Source organism: Mesorhizobium sp. dw_380 (assembly GCF_018588885.1).
In the GTDB taxonomy this organism is placed as follows: domain Bacteria; phylum Pseudomonadota; class Alphaproteobacteria; order Rhizobiales; family Rhizobiaceae; genus Mesorhizobium.
Window position 1 is genome coordinate 55,554 of the sequence record NZ_JAFFIW010000032.1, and the last position, 15,357, is coordinate 70,910.

General features: G+C 63.5%; 19 protein-coding genes and 3 pseudogenes. 14 read left to right on the forward strand and 8 right to left on the reverse strand.

The genetic code is table 11. The annotated features are described in order from the left end of the window. Entirely contained in the window at positions 1–594 is a 594-nt protein-coding gene (locus JT360_RS24820) for a hypothetical protein (protein ID WP_214474861.1), read from the reverse strand. A gap of 147 nt (positions 595–741) precedes the next feature. Here JT360_RS24820 and JT360_RS24825 point away from each other — a divergent pair, with 147 nt between their 5' ends. The 12 genes and pseudogenes from JT360_RS24825 to JT360_RS24875 all read left to right on the forward strand — a co-directional run bounded on the left by JT360_RS24825 (position 742) and on the right by JT360_RS24875 (position 8,808). Further along, positions 742–1,875, forward strand: coding sequence for a metallophosphoesterase (locus JT360_RS24825; RefSeq protein WP_214474862.1), 1,134 nt, complete (start codon positions 742–744; stop codon positions 1,873–1,875). Positions 1,876–1,884: 9 nt separating this feature from the next. Further along, positions 1,885–2,010 (forward strand): annotated as a pseudogene (locus tag JT360_RS34110) (glutathione S-transferase); the annotation flags it as partial. 78 nt (positions 2,011–2,088) lie between these two features. Next, positions 2,089–2,841 carry an SDR family NAD(P)-dependent oxidoreductase gene (locus tag JT360_RS24830; protein ID WP_214474863.1) on the forward strand — a complete coding sequence of 251 codons (753 nt, stop codon included), beginning with the start codon at positions 2,089–2,091 and terminating at the stop codon, positions 2,839–2,841. Positions 2,842–2,895: 54 nt separating this feature from the next. Beyond that, positions 2,896–3,675, forward strand: coding sequence for an SRPBCC domain-containing protein (locus JT360_RS24835; protein ID WP_214474865.1), 780 nt, complete (start codon positions 2,896–2,898; stop codon positions 3,673–3,675). A gap of 396 nt (positions 3,676–4,071) precedes the next feature. Further along, positions 4,072–4,281, forward strand: coding sequence for a cold-shock protein (locus JT360_RS24840; protein WP_010915421.1), 210 nt, complete (start codon positions 4,072–4,074; stop codon positions 4,279–4,281). A gap of 345 nt (positions 4,282–4,626) precedes the next feature. Further along, positions 4,627–4,854 carry a hypothetical protein gene (locus tag JT360_RS24845; RefSeq protein WP_214474867.1) on the forward strand — a complete coding sequence of 76 codons (228 nt, stop codon included), beginning with the start codon at positions 4,627–4,629 and terminating at the stop codon, positions 4,852–4,854. Then, positions 4,854–5,261, forward strand: coding sequence for a hypothetical protein (locus JT360_RS24850; protein WP_214474869.1), 408 nt, complete (start codon positions 4,854–4,856; stop codon positions 5,259–5,261). The genes JT360_RS24845 and JT360_RS24850 overlap by 1 nt, the downstream gene beginning before the upstream one ends. A 1-nt stretch (position 5,262) precedes the next feature. Beyond that, a complete protein-coding gene (locus JT360_RS24855; protein ID WP_214474871.1) occupies positions 5,263–5,421 on the forward strand; it encodes a hypothetical protein in 159 nt (52 codons plus the stop codon). Positions 5,422–5,425: 4 nt separating this feature from the next. After that, positions 5,426–5,794, forward strand: a pseudogene (locus tag JT360_RS24860) (YkgJ family cysteine cluster protein); the annotation flags it as partial. Positions 5,795–6,048: 254 nt separating this feature from the next. After that, positions 6,049–6,660: a LysE family translocator gene (locus tag JT360_RS24865; protein WP_214474873.1), complete on the forward strand. Its 612-nt coding sequence runs from the start codon at positions 6,049–6,051 to the stop codon at positions 6,658–6,660. Between the two features lie 109 nt (positions 6,661–6,769). Next, the gene (locus JT360_RS24870; protein ID WP_214474875.1) at positions 6,770–7,645 is read left to right on the forward strand and encodes an AraC family transcriptional regulator; all 876 of its coding nucleotides are present in this window, start codon (positions 6,770–6,772) and stop codon (positions 7,643–7,645) included. A gap of 47 nt (positions 7,646–7,692) precedes the next feature. Continuing rightward, the gene (locus JT360_RS24875; protein ID WP_250889052.1) at positions 7,693–8,808 is read left to right on the forward strand and encodes a threonine aldolase family protein; all 1,116 of its coding nucleotides are present in this window, start codon (positions 7,693–7,695) and stop codon (positions 8,806–8,808) included. 193 nt (positions 8,809–9,001) lie between these two features. Here the strand turns inward: JT360_RS24875 and JT360_RS24880 are convergent, their stop codons facing one another. From JT360_RS24880 to JT360_RS24890, 3 genes are read right to left on the reverse strand one after another with little or no spacing between them, the layout of a single operon-like run. After that, positions 9,002–9,388 (reverse strand): nuclear transport factor 2 family protein, encoded by a 387-nt coding sequence (locus tag JT360_RS24880; RefSeq protein ID WP_214474877.1) that lies wholly within the window; start codon positions 9,386–9,388, stop codon positions 9,002–9,004. 17 nt (positions 9,389–9,405) lie between these two features. Further along, entirely contained in the window at positions 9,406–9,852 is a 447-nt protein-coding gene (locus JT360_RS24885; RefSeq protein WP_214474880.1) for an OsmC family protein, read from the reverse strand. 54 nt (positions 9,853–9,906) lie between these two features. Continuing rightward, positions 9,907–10,917 (reverse strand): zinc-dependent alcohol dehydrogenase family protein, encoded by a 1,011-nt coding sequence (locus JT360_RS24890; protein WP_214474881.1) that lies wholly within the window; start codon positions 10,915–10,917, stop codon positions 9,907–9,909. 96 nt (positions 10,918–11,013) lie between these two features. Between JT360_RS24890 and JT360_RS24895 the strand changes: the two genes are divergently transcribed. Next, positions 11,014–11,622, forward strand: coding sequence for a TetR/AcrR family transcriptional regulator (locus JT360_RS24895; protein ID WP_214474883.1), 609 nt, complete (start codon positions 11,014–11,016; stop codon positions 11,620–11,622). Between the two features lie 2 nt (positions 11,623–11,624). On the opposite strand, the gene JT360_RS24900 is transcribed toward JT360_RS24895, so the two are convergent. The 3 genes from JT360_RS24900 to JT360_RS24910 are packed head-to-tail and all read right to left on the reverse strand — an operon-like array spanning position 11,625 to position 14,688. After that, a complete protein-coding gene (locus JT360_RS24900; protein ID WP_250889053.1) occupies positions 11,625–12,065 on the reverse strand; it encodes a TadE/TadG family type IV pilus assembly protein in 441 nt (146 codons plus the stop codon). Next, positions 12,062–12,715 (reverse strand): TadE/TadG family type IV pilus assembly protein, encoded by a 654-nt coding sequence (locus JT360_RS24905; RefSeq protein ID WP_250889054.1) that lies wholly within the window; start codon positions 12,713–12,715, stop codon positions 12,062–12,064. Before JT360_RS24905 ends, JT360_RS24900 begins: the two co-directional genes overlap by 4 nt. Then, complete coding sequence (locus tag JT360_RS24910) at positions 12,661–14,688, reverse strand: pilus assembly protein TadG-related protein (protein ID WP_250889055.1); 2,028 nt, start codon at positions 14,686–14,688, stop codon at positions 12,661–12,663. The genes JT360_RS24905 and JT360_RS24910 overlap by 55 nt, the downstream gene beginning before the upstream one ends. 161 nt (positions 14,689–14,849) lie before the next feature. Here JT360_RS24910 and JT360_RS24915 point away from each other — a divergent pair, with 161 nt between their 5' ends. Next, complete coding sequence (locus tag JT360_RS24915) at positions 14,850–14,999, forward strand: hypothetical protein (protein ID WP_214474886.1); 150 nt, start codon at positions 14,850–14,852, stop codon at positions 14,997–14,999. Positions 15,000–15,163: 164 nt separating this feature from the next. Here the strand turns inward: JT360_RS24915 and groEL are convergent. Continuing rightward, positions 15,164–15,357, reverse strand: a pseudogene (gene groEL, locus JT360_RS24920) (chaperonin GroEL); the annotation flags it as partial.

Genomic DNA, 15,357 nt, shown 5'->3' on the forward strand with positions numbered 1-15,357 from the left:
CTACTCGGCCAGCGGCTTGACCGTCTCGTAGCCGTTGACCGATTCCGCGCTGGTGCCTTCATCATAGCGCCGGGCGAGAGCGGCCTGCAGATCGGGTGCATAGAGCGCGGTGAATGCGTCCAGCGTCTCGCCGCTCCCGTTCTTGAAGGTCTCCTTGACGGCCAGCACATTGTATTTGCAGTCGCCAAGGCTGAAGGTCTCCTTGCCCTTGACCACCAGGGTCAGCGTCTGGGTGGCCTTCGGCTGCTTGCCCGGCGACAGCTCGACGAACTCGATCGTGCTCTTGGCCCCCATCTGCAGCGGAAACAGCTTTCGCAGATCCGAAAACGGGATCATGGCCAGCCGGCCGGTGTCGCTGTCGCGAAAAACCTCGATCAGGCCGGCAAACAGGAACTGCTTCTGCGGTGATTGCGACTCGTAGGTGTTGGCGACGGCGATCATCCCGCCGGCCGCGGGCCGAAACTCGCTCTGGATGCCGGGCCTCGCCAGAACGAACCCGTTTTTGGCCGATTTCGCATCGACGCAGGGGCCACCGTGCGCGGCGCCGGCGGTGAGCAGGATCGTCAAGATCGTGCCGGCAAATACAGTCTTCATGGCATTCCCCCTTGCAACCAGTCTCGATCCGGACGCCCATGAAAATGGCAGACGCCCGTCGCGATGTCGATCATCGGGCCGCTCTTCGCGCAACAACGTCGCGGGCTGAACTTTACGGCCGGCCGCTCTCCATGCTGAAATTCCCGCATGATGAATCGCCACGCCTCTGCATTGCTTTCACGGCGCAGCTTTCTGGTGCAGGCCGCCGGTCTCGCCACGGCTGGTGCGCTTTCACGTCCGGCGTTCGGCCAGACGGGCGAACGCATCCAGCCCATCGACGCCACATTCCTGTTCATCGCCGATGTCCATGCCTGCCGCATGGCAAGCGGCTTGAGCCCCAATTGCCAGCAGGAGGGCAAGACTGACGCTGCACTGCTGCGCAACGTTGCGGCGCTGAACGCCATCAATGACAAGCACTGGCCGGCCGAGATCAACGGCGTCGCCACCGGCCTGCGTTCGGCTGGCAGCCGGATCGGCATGCCGCTCGGCCTCGTCGTCGGCGGCGACATCACCGACGATGGCGGCGGCCAGATCACCCAGCCGAGCGAGGGCACGCAACTGCTGCAATTCAGCCAGCGCTACAGCCAAGGCGTTGGCTCCGACCGTGTCCACATGCCGGTCTATGTCGGCCTCGGCAATCACGATCTCGACCAGAACGGTCCGCCGCACCATGTCGACTGGTACCGGCGCGAAATGCGCGACTATGTCGAGGTCAACCACCGCGCCGGCGTGTTCTTCAAGCCGCCGGTGCCGGCCACCAGCTTCGATGTCGAGACCGACTGCTATTCCTGGGATTGGGGCGGCCTGCATCTCGTCCAGACGCATCGTTTCGCCGGCGACACCGGCCATGGCGCCGACAGCAGCCTGCCATGGCTGAAGCAGGATCTGGCGACCTACGCGGCGGACGGGCGTCCTGTCATCCTGTTCCAGCACTATGGCTGGGACACATTTTCGACGGAGCGGTGGGACGCCGCCAGGAGAACCTACGACGACAACGGCGCCGGCGCGCCGCACTGGTGGGGCGAAGCCGACAGGCAGGCGCTGCTGGCGGCGCTGAAAGGCTATAATGTCGTCGGCATCTTCCACGGCCACCAGCACGCCACACCGCTGGTCTATCGCCGCGACGGGCTCGACCTGTTCAAGCCGAAGGCTGCCTATATGGGCGGGTTCGCCGTCGCCAGGGTGACCAGCGACGGCATGGATGTGGTGCTGGGCGAGGCGAGGGATGACCATGGCGAGGTCACCTTCACCAACGCTTTCAGCAAGGGCTGGAGCACGTGAGAGGCGGCCTTCGACACCTATGGCGGCGAGCTGGCGCCCGATACCTCCGCCTATGTCGACGCCGTGCTGGCGATGCCGGCGATGCGGCAATGGTATGCCGAAGCCGCCTGGCCAGAGCCCGGCCCTGACGAATAGGCCTGTCTGTGAAGCGCCTTCCAGAAGGATCGGGACGACCTAAGTACGTTGGGGCAGGCGCCTTTTGGAGATGTTGCAATGTCTGTTTCTTCCGCACTTGCCGGACGGGTTGCTCTCGTCACCGGCGCCTCTTCGGGCATTGGTGAGGCGACGGCCGCGGCGTTGGCCGTTGCCGGGGCAAGGGTGGCGATCGCCGCCCGCCGCGCCGATCGGCTCGAAGCGCTGGCCGCGCGCATCGAGAGGGCCGGCGGAACGGCGTTGCGCATCGAGGCCGACGTCACCCGCAACGACGATGTCGCCGCCATGGTCGGGAAGGTGGTGGCCGAATGGGGCCGCCTCGACATCCTCGTCAACAATGCGGGTGTGATGCTGCTGTCCCCGGCCGCCGAGGCAACGCTCGATGATTGGCGCCATATGGTGGAACTCAACCTTTTGGCGCTGATGGGCGTCACCAAGGCGGCGCTGCCGCATCTCAAGGCCGCCAGGGGTCATGTCGTCAATGTCTCGTCGGTCGCCGGCCGCGTCGCCAATCCCGGCGCCAGCGGTTACGCGGCGACGAAGTTTGGTGTCGTGGGCTTTTCGGAATCGCTGCGGCGCGAGGTCTATGCCGACAAGGTCCGCGTCACCGTGATCGAGCCTGGCCTGGTGCGCACCGAGCTTGGCGACCACATCACCAACGCCGCCTCGAAGGCGGGGCTGGACCAGCGCCTCGCCACGATGGAGGCGCTGACCGCCGAGGATGTCGCCGCCGCCATCGTCTACGCGGTCAGTCAGCCGGCGCGCGTCAACGTCAACGAGATCGTCATCAGGCCGACCGATCAGGAGCGCTAGCTACAGTTCGCAGGCAAGCCTTGGCGATCTGAAATCCTACCTGGAGAACGGGTGATGGCCAGCCACGACAGACCTCGCGCTATCGCCGATGTATCGGCGGGCATGATTCTCGCCACCGTGACGATTGCGGCTCCGCCCGAGCGGGTGTTTCGCGCATTGACGGCGGATGACCAGATACCGCTCTGGTGGAGATCGGACGAGCTTTACCGGACGACGAGACATAGAGCCGACGTGCGGCCAGGCGGCGCATGGCGATCGGAAGGTATAGGCGCCGATGGCCAGGAATTTCATGTCCAGGGCGAATATCTCAAGGTCGAGCCACCGCACCTCCTGGTCATGACATGGAAGGCGCCATGGGACGACGACAACGTCACCATCGTCACCTATACGCTCGAAGAAGTCGATGCCGGAACGCGGCTGATCTTGCGGCACGAGGGTTTCGCCGCTCGCGAAGGCGCCTGCCGCGATCACGGCCTCGGCTGGGAACGCGTGCTCGATTGGCTGGCCACCTTTCTCGCTGATGAGGCCGGCGGCAAGCCTCAGGGCGTGTTCCACTGCCGGCTGATCCCGCCACGGCCCGACTTTGCCTTCACCCTGACCGATGCGGAAAAGGCGCTGATGAAACAGCATTCGGATTATTTGCGCGGCAAGCTGGGCGAGGGAGGTGTCATCCTGTTCGGGCCGGTCGCCGATCCTGCCGGCCCCTGGGGACTCGGCATCGTGCGCGCCGACGATGAGGCCGCTGTGCGGGAACTGACCGAGGCGGACCCGGCGGTTCGTTCAGGGTTGGGCTTTCGCTATGAAATCCTGCCGATGATGACCGTCGTGATGTGAGGTGCCAAAAAGAAAACGCCCCTCGCACTTTTTATCGTGCGGGGGGCGTCTTGGCCGTTAGCAGTTCCTTTGATTGCTCTCGTGAACCGCTGACGCCAACCATGTAATGCGCGTCTTCCAAAATGGTTCCCGTCATATCGAAATTTTCCGGAGGTCGCATGGCCGGAACGCTTCGGTTCGCGCGAGCGCCAAGGTCGAATCAACCAGAATCAAACCAAGAATTGACAAGGCGACATTTGGAGTTTAGAAGACCTGTGTCGATATTTGTTTGACTGACTTTTGTTATCCGCGCTTCCGAGCGCGCCTTTGACGAACTTCCCACATCAAAAATCGGGACAAACGACGTTGTGCATCCGCATGACGGCGAACGAATATTTGCCATGGAAAGGGTTCGTCATGAGCACCGGCACAGTTAAATGGTTCAACGCCACCAAGGGTTTTGGTTTTATTCAGCCTGACGACGGCTCCGCCGACGTTTTCGTCCACATCTCGGCCGTGGAACGCGCCGGCATGCGCGACATCGTCGAGGGCCAGAAGCTCGGCTACGAGATGGTCCGCGACAACAAGTCGGGCAAGATGTCCGCCGATCAGTTGAAGGCGGCCTGAAGAAGGAATTCAGCTGTCCCGGTGACCACGGATGTACTGGCACCGGTGAATGGCGAATTCGGGCGTATGGCCGCGGAAACCTGAGTTTCCACGGCACATCATGCGCATGGAAGGAGTGTTTCCTGCGCATCCAACTGGATGCGCGGCGCTCCCAGGGAAGGTCAGGCGGTGCCTGGCCTTTTTCATTTTACGCTTGTTGCCGCCGAAAATGCGCTGCGCATCGGGCTGAACGTGCTAAGGGACGCCCCAGCAATTTGAATCCGCTGCCGTATGGCTTTGTGCGTGGTCCTGACCGAAGACCCGGTCTCGCCCTATCGGCACCAGGCTCCTGACAGGAGAAAGATTTTGACCGCCCATTCGAAGACAGCCGTCGATCCGGCCGTGTCGCTGTTCAGCAAGACCCAAACCCAGTCGATGTCGCTCAACCGCATCATTTCCGAGCGCGATGCCGTCAGCCAGGCGCGGGAAGCCAAGACCGCACGCTTGCGCGAACTGCGCCTGGAGAAGGAGGCTGACGAGATGGCAGAGGCCGCCACGCGCGCGGCGCTGCCGAAACGAGCCGGAAAACGCTGATGGCCACCAAGCGCGTGCCGCCAACGCCGATCGCGGCCGATGCGACCATCGCCGACATGGTCGCAACCCTCGACAAGCCGGTCGAATATGTCCGGCGCGTGCTGGAAAAGCTCGAACGCTGCAAGCGCGCCCATGGCGATGCCCAGGTGCGCGTCGGGGTGCGCGGTCGTGCCGAGTGCCCGAACTACCTGATCGAATATGTCCGCGAAGACGCCAAGACCCATGAGCGGGTGACCTATCAGGACGCCGCCTACAGCGGCAGCACGCACCGCGAACTGGCGCCGCACCACATTGCGGAGACGAGGAACTGGTCGCCCGAGGAAATGAACATCACGGCGGTTTCGGCGCTGATCGGCCGCCTGCGCAATCCGCGCGCACCATCATCGCGTTTCGCCGACGAGGACTGACATGGCCATAAAATTCTCCGCCAAGGACCAGCCGGCAGCGCCGGTTGCCGCCGCAAAGCCGGCCAAGCCCGTCGCCGCGCCGAAAACCGCCGAGGCAGCGACCGATCTGTTCAAGTCGCCGGTGGATGCGCCGAAGGGCAAGACAGCCAAGAAGAAGTAGCGCCTTGCCGCACGACGCCGATCGCAATCCTGCCGCGCCGGGGCTGCTCGTCCTGGCAGCCAGCCTGCCGTCGTCACGACGCGACAACACTTCCCCTTTCGATTGCCAGAGTTGCGGCGCGTGCTGTTCCTATTCGGCCGAGTGGCCGCGCTTTTCCACGGAAGACGATGCGCAACTCGACCGCATCCCGGAAAAATACGTGGCGGCCGATCTGTCGGGCATGCGCTGTGAGGGCGTGCGCTGTTCGGCCCTTACAGGCGAAGTCGGCAAGTCGACCGCTTGCGGCATCTATGACCTGCGCCCGGATGTCTGCCGCGCCTGCATGCCTGGCGACGAAGAGTGCCTGATGGCGCGCCGGGAACACGGATTGCCGACGGAACTGCCGATCTCCCCCCAGATGGGGAAGATGGCCGGCAGGCCAGAGGGCCCGCCAGCCCATCGGCCTATGTCCAAGCAAACACGAGAATAGATTTAGACCGTTCGAAAGGGCTGAGAGGATCCGTCGCGCCCCCTGTCCTGCCGGACAGCCCTGCCCACGAGGGGGAGATTGGCCAATCGCCTCCGCTTGTGCGCCGACCCACAGCCCGATACCTTCCTGGCCGGGCCGGGCGCTGGAGGAAAATCATCGTGAGCATAGAATTCTTGTTGACGTCGCTGATCGTCGTGGCTTCGCCCGGCACCGGCGTTCTCTACACGATGAGCGCCGGCCTTTCGCGCGGTGCGCGGGCCTCCATCATCGCCGCCTTCGGCTGCACGCTCGGCATCATCCCGCATATGGCCGCCGCTATCACCGGCCTGGCGGCGCTGCTGCACACCAGTGCGGTCGCTTTCGAAACGCTGAAATATCTCGGCGTCGCCTATCTGCTCTACATGGCCTGGAACACGCTGAAGGAGAAGGGCGGCCTGAGCGTCGAGGATAATGTCGCGCCGCGCTCGGCCGGCAAGGTGATCGCCACCGGCATTCTCGTCAACGTGCTCAATCCGAAACTGTCGATCTTCTTCTTCGCCTTCCTGCCGCAATTCGTCAGCACCACCGAGCCCAACGCGCTGTCGAAGATGCTGGAACTCAGCTCCGTCTTCATGCTTTTGACCTTCGTGGTTTTCGTCGGCTACGGCATCTTCGCCGCCTCGATCCGCAGCCATGTCGCATCGCGGCCAATGGTGCTGACCTGGATGCGCCGGACTTTTGCCGGCGCCTTCGTCATGCTCGGTGCCAAGCTGGCGCTGGCCGACCGGTAGCGGCGACTGCCCGGCCCTCAGAGAGCATCAGCAATCGATCCTGCTTCGGCTGTGATTCACTGCGAGAACACGATATCAATCGTAGATGCCCAATCTGGATGATCAGTAAGTGGCCGATACCGCGGTCGAACATGGACAAAATGCGCGTGGCCGTTCCGAGCCTCCGGGCCGACCACCGCGCAATCGTGCGGTGATGAAGCACTCCGATGTCCTTGGCGGGCTCGACTACCTGGCGGCGGACTATCACCGGCAGGACTTCTCCAAGCACGTCCACAACGAGTATCTGATCGGCCTGATCGAGCGGGGCGTCCACGATGTCTGGTGCCGGGGCGAGACTTGGCACGCCGGTAGCGGCACCATCGCGACCTTCGCTCCCGGCGAACCGCATTTCGGGGGTGCGGGTGACGACCTTGGCTGGAGCCAGAAGATCTTCTACCTGCCCGAAGGCCTTATCCGGCAAGTCCTTGAGGACAGCGGCCAGACCGAACCCGGAACGATCGACTTCAAGAGCCCGTTCCAGGAGAATGCCCCAGTTGCGCACGGCCTCAGCGCGCTTTGGCGCCTGCTTGAACATGAGCACAGCTCGGCACTGGAGATCGAGGAGCATCTGATCCGTTTCCTGCCCCACGTCTTCGCACAAGTCGGCAGGTCGCGCGTTGCTGAGCGGAAATTCGTGCCGCCGAGGTTCCGCGACGTGCGTGACTTCATCCATGCCCACTCCGACGAAGTCCTGCAGCTCGCCGTTCTTGCCGCCCTCGCCGGATGCTCCAAGGCGACGCTGATCGATGGCTTCAAGGCGCATTTCGGGGTGCCCCCCACCCGCTACCTGATCCAGGTCCGCATCGACGAGGCGCGCCGGCTGCTGAGGCGAGGTGAGCACGTCGCCGAGGTCGCCGTCGCGGTCGGGTTCGCGGACCAGAGCCACCTGACCCGACACTTCAAGGCGGTGTTGGGGGTGACGCCGGCGCGTTACCTCTCGGTTTGAATATCGTTCAATAAAGCGCGCGGCGAACCGTCTAGCTTGGACGCTCAATGGATGAAACGAGCGTCAAGATCATGAGCGACAACAAGCAGACCCGCCCGCGCGGCTTCACCAGCGACAATATCGCCGGCGCCTCCCCCGAGGTGATCGCAGCCATCACGGCGTGCGCTTCGGGTCAGGCGCTTCCCTACGGCAACGATGAGTTGACGCACATCGTCGAGCGCCAGCTCGCCGAGGTGTTCGAGCATGAGGTCGACGTGTTCCTCGTCTCGACGGGATCGGCGGCGAACGCGCTGGCGCTCGCGGCGATGACGCCGCCATGGGGCAGCGTCCTCTCGCATGCCGACGCGCACATCAATCGCGACGAGTGCGGCGCGCCGGAGTTCTATACTGCGGGTGCAAAGTTGGTGCAGCTTCCCGGCGAGGCCGGCAAGATCGACCTCGCCGCCTTGGCCGTCAATACAACGCGCATGGTGGGCGACGTCCACTCGGCCCAGCCGTCCAGCGTCAGCATCACGCAGGCGACGGAGGTGGGATCGGTCTACGCGCTCGATGAGATCAAGGCGATCGGCGATATCTGCCGCTCGGCGAACCTGCCGCTACACATGGACGGCGCCCGCTTCGCCAATGCCCTCGTCACTCTGCGCTGCTCGCCGGCCGAGATGACATGGAAGGCCGGCGTCGACCTTGTGTCATTTGGCGCCACGAAGAATGGAACGTTTGGGGTCGATGCGGTCGTCTCGTTCCGCAGAGATCTCGCGAGCACGATCGCTTTCCGCCGCAAGCGGGCCGGCCAGTTGAGTTCCAAGATGCGCTTCATGGCGGCGCAAATGGACGGTTATCTGAGAGACGGTGTCTGGCTGCGTAACGCGGTCCATGCCAATGCGATGGCGTCGGCGCTTGCGCAAGGATTGGCAACCGTGCCGGATGTGGAGATCCAGCAGCGTCCCGAGGCCAACATCCTATTCTGCCAACTTCCCACGTCCCTGATCCGGGGGCTGCTCGACATGGGATTCCGCTTCTACCATGATCGCTGGGAGTCCGGGATCGTGAGGTTCGTCACCTCGTTCGCGACGACCGAGGCCGACGTGTCCGACTTGATTGGAGCGGCGACCAGCCTCTCCACACCGATTGCCTCGGCTCGCGCTCCGGCTGGCGCCGAATGAGCGTGACGACCGTCAAGCGCTATCTCGCCGCCCCGCCACTCCGGGGCGAGGTCGCCATCGACACCGAGCGAAGCGCGGGTCGACTTCGCCTTCGCTCACGCCGGACCGGGCCACCGGAATCCAAAACCTTGGCGGAGGTTTCCGGGCCGGGGCCTGAGCGCGGCCTGACGGAACGCACTTGTCACGCCAGGCCTTATCCCTTCACATTGCCCATCGCCTCGACGATCCGTCCGTCTTCGACGCGCATCAGGTTGACGCCGCGCAGCGAGTTGCCGTCGGCCATGAAATAACGCCAGCGGATCGTCGCGCGGTCGCCGGCGACGAAGGTTTCCTCGATGTCGAAGCGCGTGCCGGCCTGGGTTGCGATTGCCGTCCAGAGTCCCACGCACGCCGCCTTGCCGGCATGGCGCGCCCCGTCCGGCGCCGGCACGGTGTTTTCGATCACGCAATCCTCGGCCACCAGTCCGGCAAGTGCCGAGGGGTCGTGGCGTTGGAACACGTCGTTGTAGCTCCGCATGATCTCGGCCGTCTGCCGCGACAGATCGTTCGCGGCTGCATCCATGATAAGCTCCTGTGTCATCTTTCTTTCTCCTGACTTCATAGGCCTTTGACGACTTCGATGAGCGTGGCCTTGAGAGTGATCTGAGGCACGCCGGCAAGAGCCCGTGAGACGAGGCAGCCGGTCTTGGCGGACTGCGCAAGGCGCTGGAATTCGTCTTCGGCAAGACCCGCGATCTCTGCCTTGGTTTCGATCTCGATGCGGGTGATCGTCGGACCCGCCGCGGAGGCGCCGAGATGCACTTTGGCGGTCGTGTGAATATTCCGGGCGATGTGGCCGTCGCGGCCGAGAATGGCGGTCAGCGCCATCGAGAAGCAGCCGGCATGCGCCGCCGCGATCAGCTCCTCCGGGTTGGTGCCGGGACCATTCTCGAAACGTGACGGAAAGGAATAGGCGCCTTCGAAGACGCCGCTGCCGAGCCGCAAATGGCCCGAACCTTCCTTCAACGTGCCCTGCCATTCAGCTGAAGCTTCGCGAATTGTCATAGTGTCCTCCTTGGGGTTGGCTGGGGGGCATTGAAAACGTGCCGTCAAACACGGTCAGCTGCCGTCGATGACCACTTTCCCGAACACGTCGCCTTGCTGGAAATAGCGGTAGGCTTCGGCCGCTTGCGCGAAGGGGAAGACCTTGTCGACGACCGGTTTCAGGCGGTGCGTTGAAACGGCGCGCAGCATGGCTTCGAGATCGGTCCGGCTGCCGACGAAGATGCGGCTGATGGTGGCGAGGCTGCGCTGATAAAGCGCTGCTGGCATCTCGATCGACCGGCCTTTCGGATCCTGCAGCGTCAGCAGCACGATGTGCCCGTAAAGCGTGCTGGCAATCAGCGACTGCGCAAAGGTCGCCGGGCCACCGGTCTCGATGACGAGATCGATACCCCCGGTCTGCTCGCGCACAGCCGCACCCCATTCCGGCAGGTCAGTACTCGAAACGACGAGGTCGGCGCCTAACGTCCGTAATCTGTTGGCTTTCCCGGCTCGCGAGGTGACGGCCACGACGCGGCAGCCGAGCAGCTTGGCGAACTGCAACGCGAACAGCGCCACACCACCTGAGCCGATGACCAGAACCCATTGGCCGGGCTTTGGAATTCCGGCGCCAGTCACCGCATTCCAGGCGGTCACGCCGGCGCAGGTCAGCGTTGCCGCCTCATGCCAGTCGAGATGATCGGGCAAGCGCACGGCCCATTGTTCGTCGAGGATCGCGTATTCGGTCAGCATGCCGTCGAGCGTGCAGCCCAACTGGTCGATCAGCCCTGCATTGATGCGGCCATCGATCCAGCGCGCGAAATAGCTGCCGGTGACGCGGTCGCCGATGGCGAAGCGGGTGACCGCATCGCCGATGGCGACGATTTCACCGGCGCCGTCGCTGAGCGGAACGATGCCTCGGCGCGGTGTCAGCGGATAGGTGCCGTTGATGATCATCGTGTCGCGACGGTTGAGCGAGGTGGCGCGCACCCGCACCACGATCTCATGCGGTTTCGGCTCCGGCCGCACCTCGTCCTGCATCACAAGGCATTCTGTTCCGTTGGACCCTTCAAGACGATAGCTTTGCATTCCGATCCTCAAATATGTAGACTGATCTACATAGTATGTAGACCGATTGTCATATTCCAGGCAAGGCCTATAATGGCTCTCCTGACAGAGGTTGACATGGCAAACGACACCCGGGCCCGCATACTCGAGACGACAGGACTGCTGCTCAGGCAGCGCGGCTACCACGGCACCTCGCTCAACGACATATTAAGCGCCAGCGGCGCCCCGCGTGGCTCGCTCTACTTCCATTTTCCGGGCGGCAAGGACCAGCTGGTCGTCGAGGTGACGCGCGATAGCGTCGCCGATGTGACGACCAGGCTGCGCGAGGCGCTGGCCGCGGAACGCGATCCGGCGGTGGCCGTCCATCATATCTACCAGTCGGTGGCGCGCATGCTGGAGGACAACCAGTTTTCGCTCGGCTGTCCGATTGCGCCGGTCGTGCTGGACTCGCCCACCGACGTGCCGGACTTGGCGGATCTATGCCGCTCCGCCTTCGAGCAGTGGATAGGTCTGTTGCGGGAGGCCTTCGTCAGGGCGGGGATACCTGAGCGCCGCGCGCACGCCTTGGCGCTGCTGGTCGAATCCTCGCTGGAAGGGTTGATGGTGATCGCGCGCGCCACCCGCGACCGCGCCCCGCTGCAGGCGGTCGCCGATGAGGTCGCCGCACTGATCGAAACCGCGGTGCTCGCTGGCGGGGTGCGGCAACGCGCGGACGCCGCCGTCTGAAGTCAAGCGCCCTGGTTCGGGAAACATGCGCGGGCGCTCAGGTTTGGGCCATTCGCCAACGAGGTGAGGAAGGCCGGCATCACGGTCGCGAACGCGTAGGAAACCTGGACACTCGAAAAGCCGGACAGGCCCGAGCAGGTGGTGTTGTTGCTGATGGTGATGTTGGAGGCGCTCAGGACAATGCCGTCGGTCGCCGCCCTGCTGCTGATATAGTTGACCGCATTGGCCGCGCTGTAGACGCCGTTCTGCGCGCACCCGCTTTGCAGCACGCCGACACAGCGCGCCCCCGCGGCTGCGATTTCGTTCAGCACGTGCTGTGACCAATACATGCGGCCGAACTCGAAGGTGCCCATCAGCACCATCAGCACCGGCACCGACAGCAACGCGAACTCTACGGCATTGGCACCGGATCTGTCGTTCAGGAACGAGCGGCGAGACCTCATTGCGGCCGCACCACAGACTGGACGGTGATGTTGCCGTCGTTGACGATGCCAAAGCCGCCAAAAAGCGGTGCATAGGGCTTGCTGGCGCTGATTGTCACGAATTTGCCCGAAAGCGCACCGCCACTGCAGACGCTGCTGCAAGCTACCGGGGCGCTCCAAGCCACCGCCCCCGAACTGTCGGGGCAGTAGCAGAGGTCGGCGTTGGAAGCGGTTCCGGTTTGGGTCGCGGCGGATGTGCTGGCGTTGTACGCGATCGTCGCGCCATTGTTGATGACGACCCGAATGTTGCCGCCATTGCCGCCGAGGCCGCTCGTAACCACGGTCGCGATGTTGCCGGCCAGCGCGCCGCCGCCGGAGGAATTGACCTTGTCGCCGTTGAGCAAGGCATAGTTAGAACCGGCCGAGACCGCCGAGCTCAATTCGAATTTGGCTTTCAGAGAGCCGCCGATGTCGACGGTTCCGGCCAGGATGAGCAGCAGGATCGGGCTGACAAGGGCAAACTCAACCGCCGAGGCGCCTTTCTTCTCCAGCCGGAGGAAGTCCGGGAACGAAGGGCGCCGGCCAGCGACCAAGCGATCGAAGCGAAACAGTGTTCTCATTGCACGAGGCTTACCTTGCTGCTGCCACCGGCGCTTGAGGCGGCGATGCATTCCGACGCGGCGGCAGTGCCACCTGATAGCGTGATGAGCGAACCAATCATCTGCAGGCATTTGCTTGAATCAGATGGCGAGCCCAGCACGCTGGAGCCGCCATTCATGATGATCGGGCCGTAGGGGAAATAGAAAGCGCCGGAGATCTGGGCGTTGGAGCCACCCTCGGCAAAGGTGGCGCCACCTGTGTTCGAGCTTGAGATCGGCCCGATAACGGCCAGCTTGGCGGTGGCGCCTGATTGCGGCGCGGTAAGCACGATGTTGCTGTAGCCGGCAGCGACGCAGAAGACATAGCCATTGCAGCTTCCCGAATTCGATTTGGCCTTGCCCGACAGCACCAGCGTCACATTGGCGCCACTGATGCTGATCGTGCTGCCGCCGCAGCTTGCGCTGCCGCCACCATTGCCGCCGAGTGCGAAATAGCCGTCAACCGTGTAGATGCCCGCGCCGAGCAGGATGGCGCCCGAGCCGATGAAGTTGCCTTCGATGTCGTGCTGTGCCGTGGCCGGAACCACGAAGCAGCTGCCGCCGCCGCCGCCGTTCACATTGCCGACGACCTGGAACACGCCCGAGCTGGTGGCATCGGCCATGATCGTCTGGGAGCCGCCGCCGAGCGTGATGGCGTCGCCATTACCGCCGGGGCCGATCTTGTAGCTGTTGGATGTCCCTGACCCGAAGATGAGCGTGGCGCCGCCGGTGTTGTTGAAGCCGCCGGGCAGCTCGAATGTGCTCGGTCCGCCGAAGGTCAAGGTGCTGGTGTTGCAGAGGCTGACGCGCGCGATGCCGCCGCAGCTGATATCGCTCATGCCGATCTTGAATGTGCCGGCGCCGAAGGTCGTGGTGCCGTAGCCGGTCATCAGTCCCTTGGTAAAGTTGAAGTTGCCGGCACCGAAGGTGGTGGTTCCGGCGGTGGTCACCTGGTTGCCGAAATTGTAGGTGCCGGCTCCGAAAGTCGTGATTCCAGCTGTGGTGAGCGTCTTGGCGAAATTGTAGGTGCCGGGGCCGAAATTGGTCGTGGCGCTCGTCGTCAGGTCACCGGCAATGTTGTAGACCGTGGTCGCCGCGCCGGTTGTGGCGAAGTTCAGGTTGATACCGCCGCCGATGGTGATTGTGCCCAGGTTGACGGTCGTCTTGCTGCCGCAGTCCAGCGTCCAGGTCGACGATGACGATGCCCAACTGGCGGTGCAGCCGAGCGTGCTCGCTTGGCTTTTGGTGGAGCCCGTGCTCCAGCCGAAGTCGATGTTGCTGCCGCTGGGGGTGGTTGGCGCTGTCGGCGCGGCCGTTGTCGAAAGCGCCGCAACGGTTGCAAAGCGGGCGACGGCGGCCGCGACGGCTGAATTGCCCGCCAACGGATCGGGAGTCGATTTCTTGGTGATCACCGCCGCCGTCCCGTTTGGTCCGGTGATTCCGTTGCACGGCTGGCTCGGGGCCGCGGCGGAATTGTAGTTGATGCCGATCGCCGAAATGCTGGTGCCGCAGGGGACAGTCACCGTGTTGTTGGAAGCGACGGTGCATTTCGGCGCCGAGATGGACGTTCCGCCGCTCAGCGTCAAGCCGGTTCCGGTGCCGTCGAGCGCAAGCATGCATCCCGGTGTTTGCGGCTGCGCGCCGACCTCGGCGACTGAGTTGGCATAGATCTGCAATTGCTGGCGATCGCTCAACACACGTGCCAGGAGAAGGGTCTTATAGGTGTTGATCGACACCGAAACGGCGTTGACGCCGGCCGTCTTGGGGGAGGTAACCAGGCTGACCTGTACATCGGCGGCGGGGACGCCGTTGAGCACCGCCACGCCGACGGCGGTGGCGGTCATCTGATCGGTGGATTTGTTGGTATTGTAGGCGAGGGCACCCGCGAAGGCCGAAAGGTCGGCAACGCGCTGATTGTCGGCGCGCTCGACCAGCGCGCCGCCATATTCGGTCACCAGAGCGGCCATGCCGATCAGCAGCGGCATCACCAGCGCCGAGATGATCAATACGTTGCCGTCTTGGTTTCGCAAAAATCGTCGGAAAAAATGCATCTGTGTTGCCCTGGCACGCCCAACGCCGCAGCAGCCCTGCTGTGCTCCCTCTTTTTAGTAGACGCAAATATGTTAAAAATTATTGTCGGACAAATATCCGCCGAGCTCCCAGACGCATGATCGAAACTGCTGATTTTGTTGGCAATTTGCCTAAGAAAAAATCAATGGGCAGGTCTGAATCCGCAATTGGACTTTGCGGGCGTGAGCGTCAAACGCTCACGAAAAAGGGCGGCATCGCTGCCGCCCTCTCGGTATCTGAAAGCTGATAGAGGTTGGACTAGAAGTCCATGCCGCCACTCAAGCCGCTTGCGGGCTTGAGCAACTTGGATTCATGGGCGTGCTTTATGGACTTCTTAGAAGTCCATGCCGCCACTCAAGCCCGCTTGCGGGCTTGAGCAACTTGGATTCATGGGCGTGCTTTATGGATTTCTTAGAAATCCATGCCGCCCATGCCGCCCATGCCGCCGCCGCCCATGCCGCCAGGCATGCCGCCGCCAGCCGACCCCTTCTTCGGAGCCTCCGCGATCATGGCTTCGGTGGTGACGAGCAGGCCGGCGACCGAGGCCGCGTCCTGGAGAGCCGTGCGCACGACCTTGACCGGATCGACGATGCCCCGGGCGCTCC

Coding starts and splice junctions, on each gene's coding strand:
- JT360_RS24820 (WP_214474861.1), bottom strand. CDS start 594: ATGAAGACTGTATTTGCCGGCACGATCTTGACGATCCTGCTCACCGCC.
- JT360_RS24825 (WP_214474862.1), top strand. CDS start 742: ATGATGAATCGCCACGCCTCTGCATTGCTTTCACGGCGCAGCTTTCTG.
- JT360_RS24830 (WP_214474863.1), top strand. CDS start 2,089: ATGTCTGTTTCTTCCGCACTTGCCGGACGGGTTGCTCTCGTCACCGGC.
- JT360_RS24835 (WP_214474865.1), top strand. CDS start 2,896: ATGGCCAGCCACGACAGACCTCGCGCTATCGCCGATGTATCGGCGGGC.
- JT360_RS24840 (WP_010915421.1), top strand. CDS start 4,072: ATGAGCACCGGCACAGTTAAATGGTTCAACGCCACCAAGGGTTTTGGT.
- JT360_RS24850 (WP_214474869.1), top strand. CDS start 4,854: ATGGCCACCAAGCGCGTGCCGCCAACGCCGATCGCGGCCGATGCGACC.
- JT360_RS24855 (WP_214474871.1), top strand. CDS start 5,263: ATGGCCATAAAATTCTCCGCCAAGGACCAGCCGGCAGCGCCGGTTGCC.
- JT360_RS24875 (WP_250889052.1), top strand. CDS start 7,693: ATGGATGAAACGAGCGTCAAGATCATGAGCGACAACAAGCAGACCCGC.
- JT360_RS24880 (WP_214474877.1), bottom strand. CDS start 9,388: ATGACACAGGAGCTTATCATGGATGCAGCCGCGAACGATCTGTCGCGG.
- JT360_RS24885 (WP_214474880.1), bottom strand. CDS start 9,852: ATGACAATTCGCGAAGCTTCAGCTGAATGGCAGGGCACGTTGAAGGAA.
- JT360_RS24890 (WP_214474881.1), bottom strand. CDS start 10,917: ATGCAAAGCTATCGTCTTGAAGGGTCCAACGGAACAGAATGCCTTGTG.
- JT360_RS24895 (WP_214474883.1), top strand. CDS start 11,014: ATGGCAAACGACACCCGGGCCCGCATACTCGAGACGACAGGACTGCTG.
- JT360_RS24900 (WP_250889053.1), bottom strand. CDS start 12,065: ATGAGGTCTCGCCGCTCGTTCCTGAACGACAGATCCGGTGCCAATGCC.
- JT360_RS24905 (WP_250889054.1), bottom strand. CDS start 12,715: ATGCATCGCCGCCTCAAGCGCCGGTGGCAGCAGCAAGGTAAGCCTCGT.
- JT360_RS24915 (WP_214474886.1), top strand. CDS start 14,850: ATGATCGAAACTGCTGATTTTGTTGGCAATTTGCCTAAGAAAAAATCA.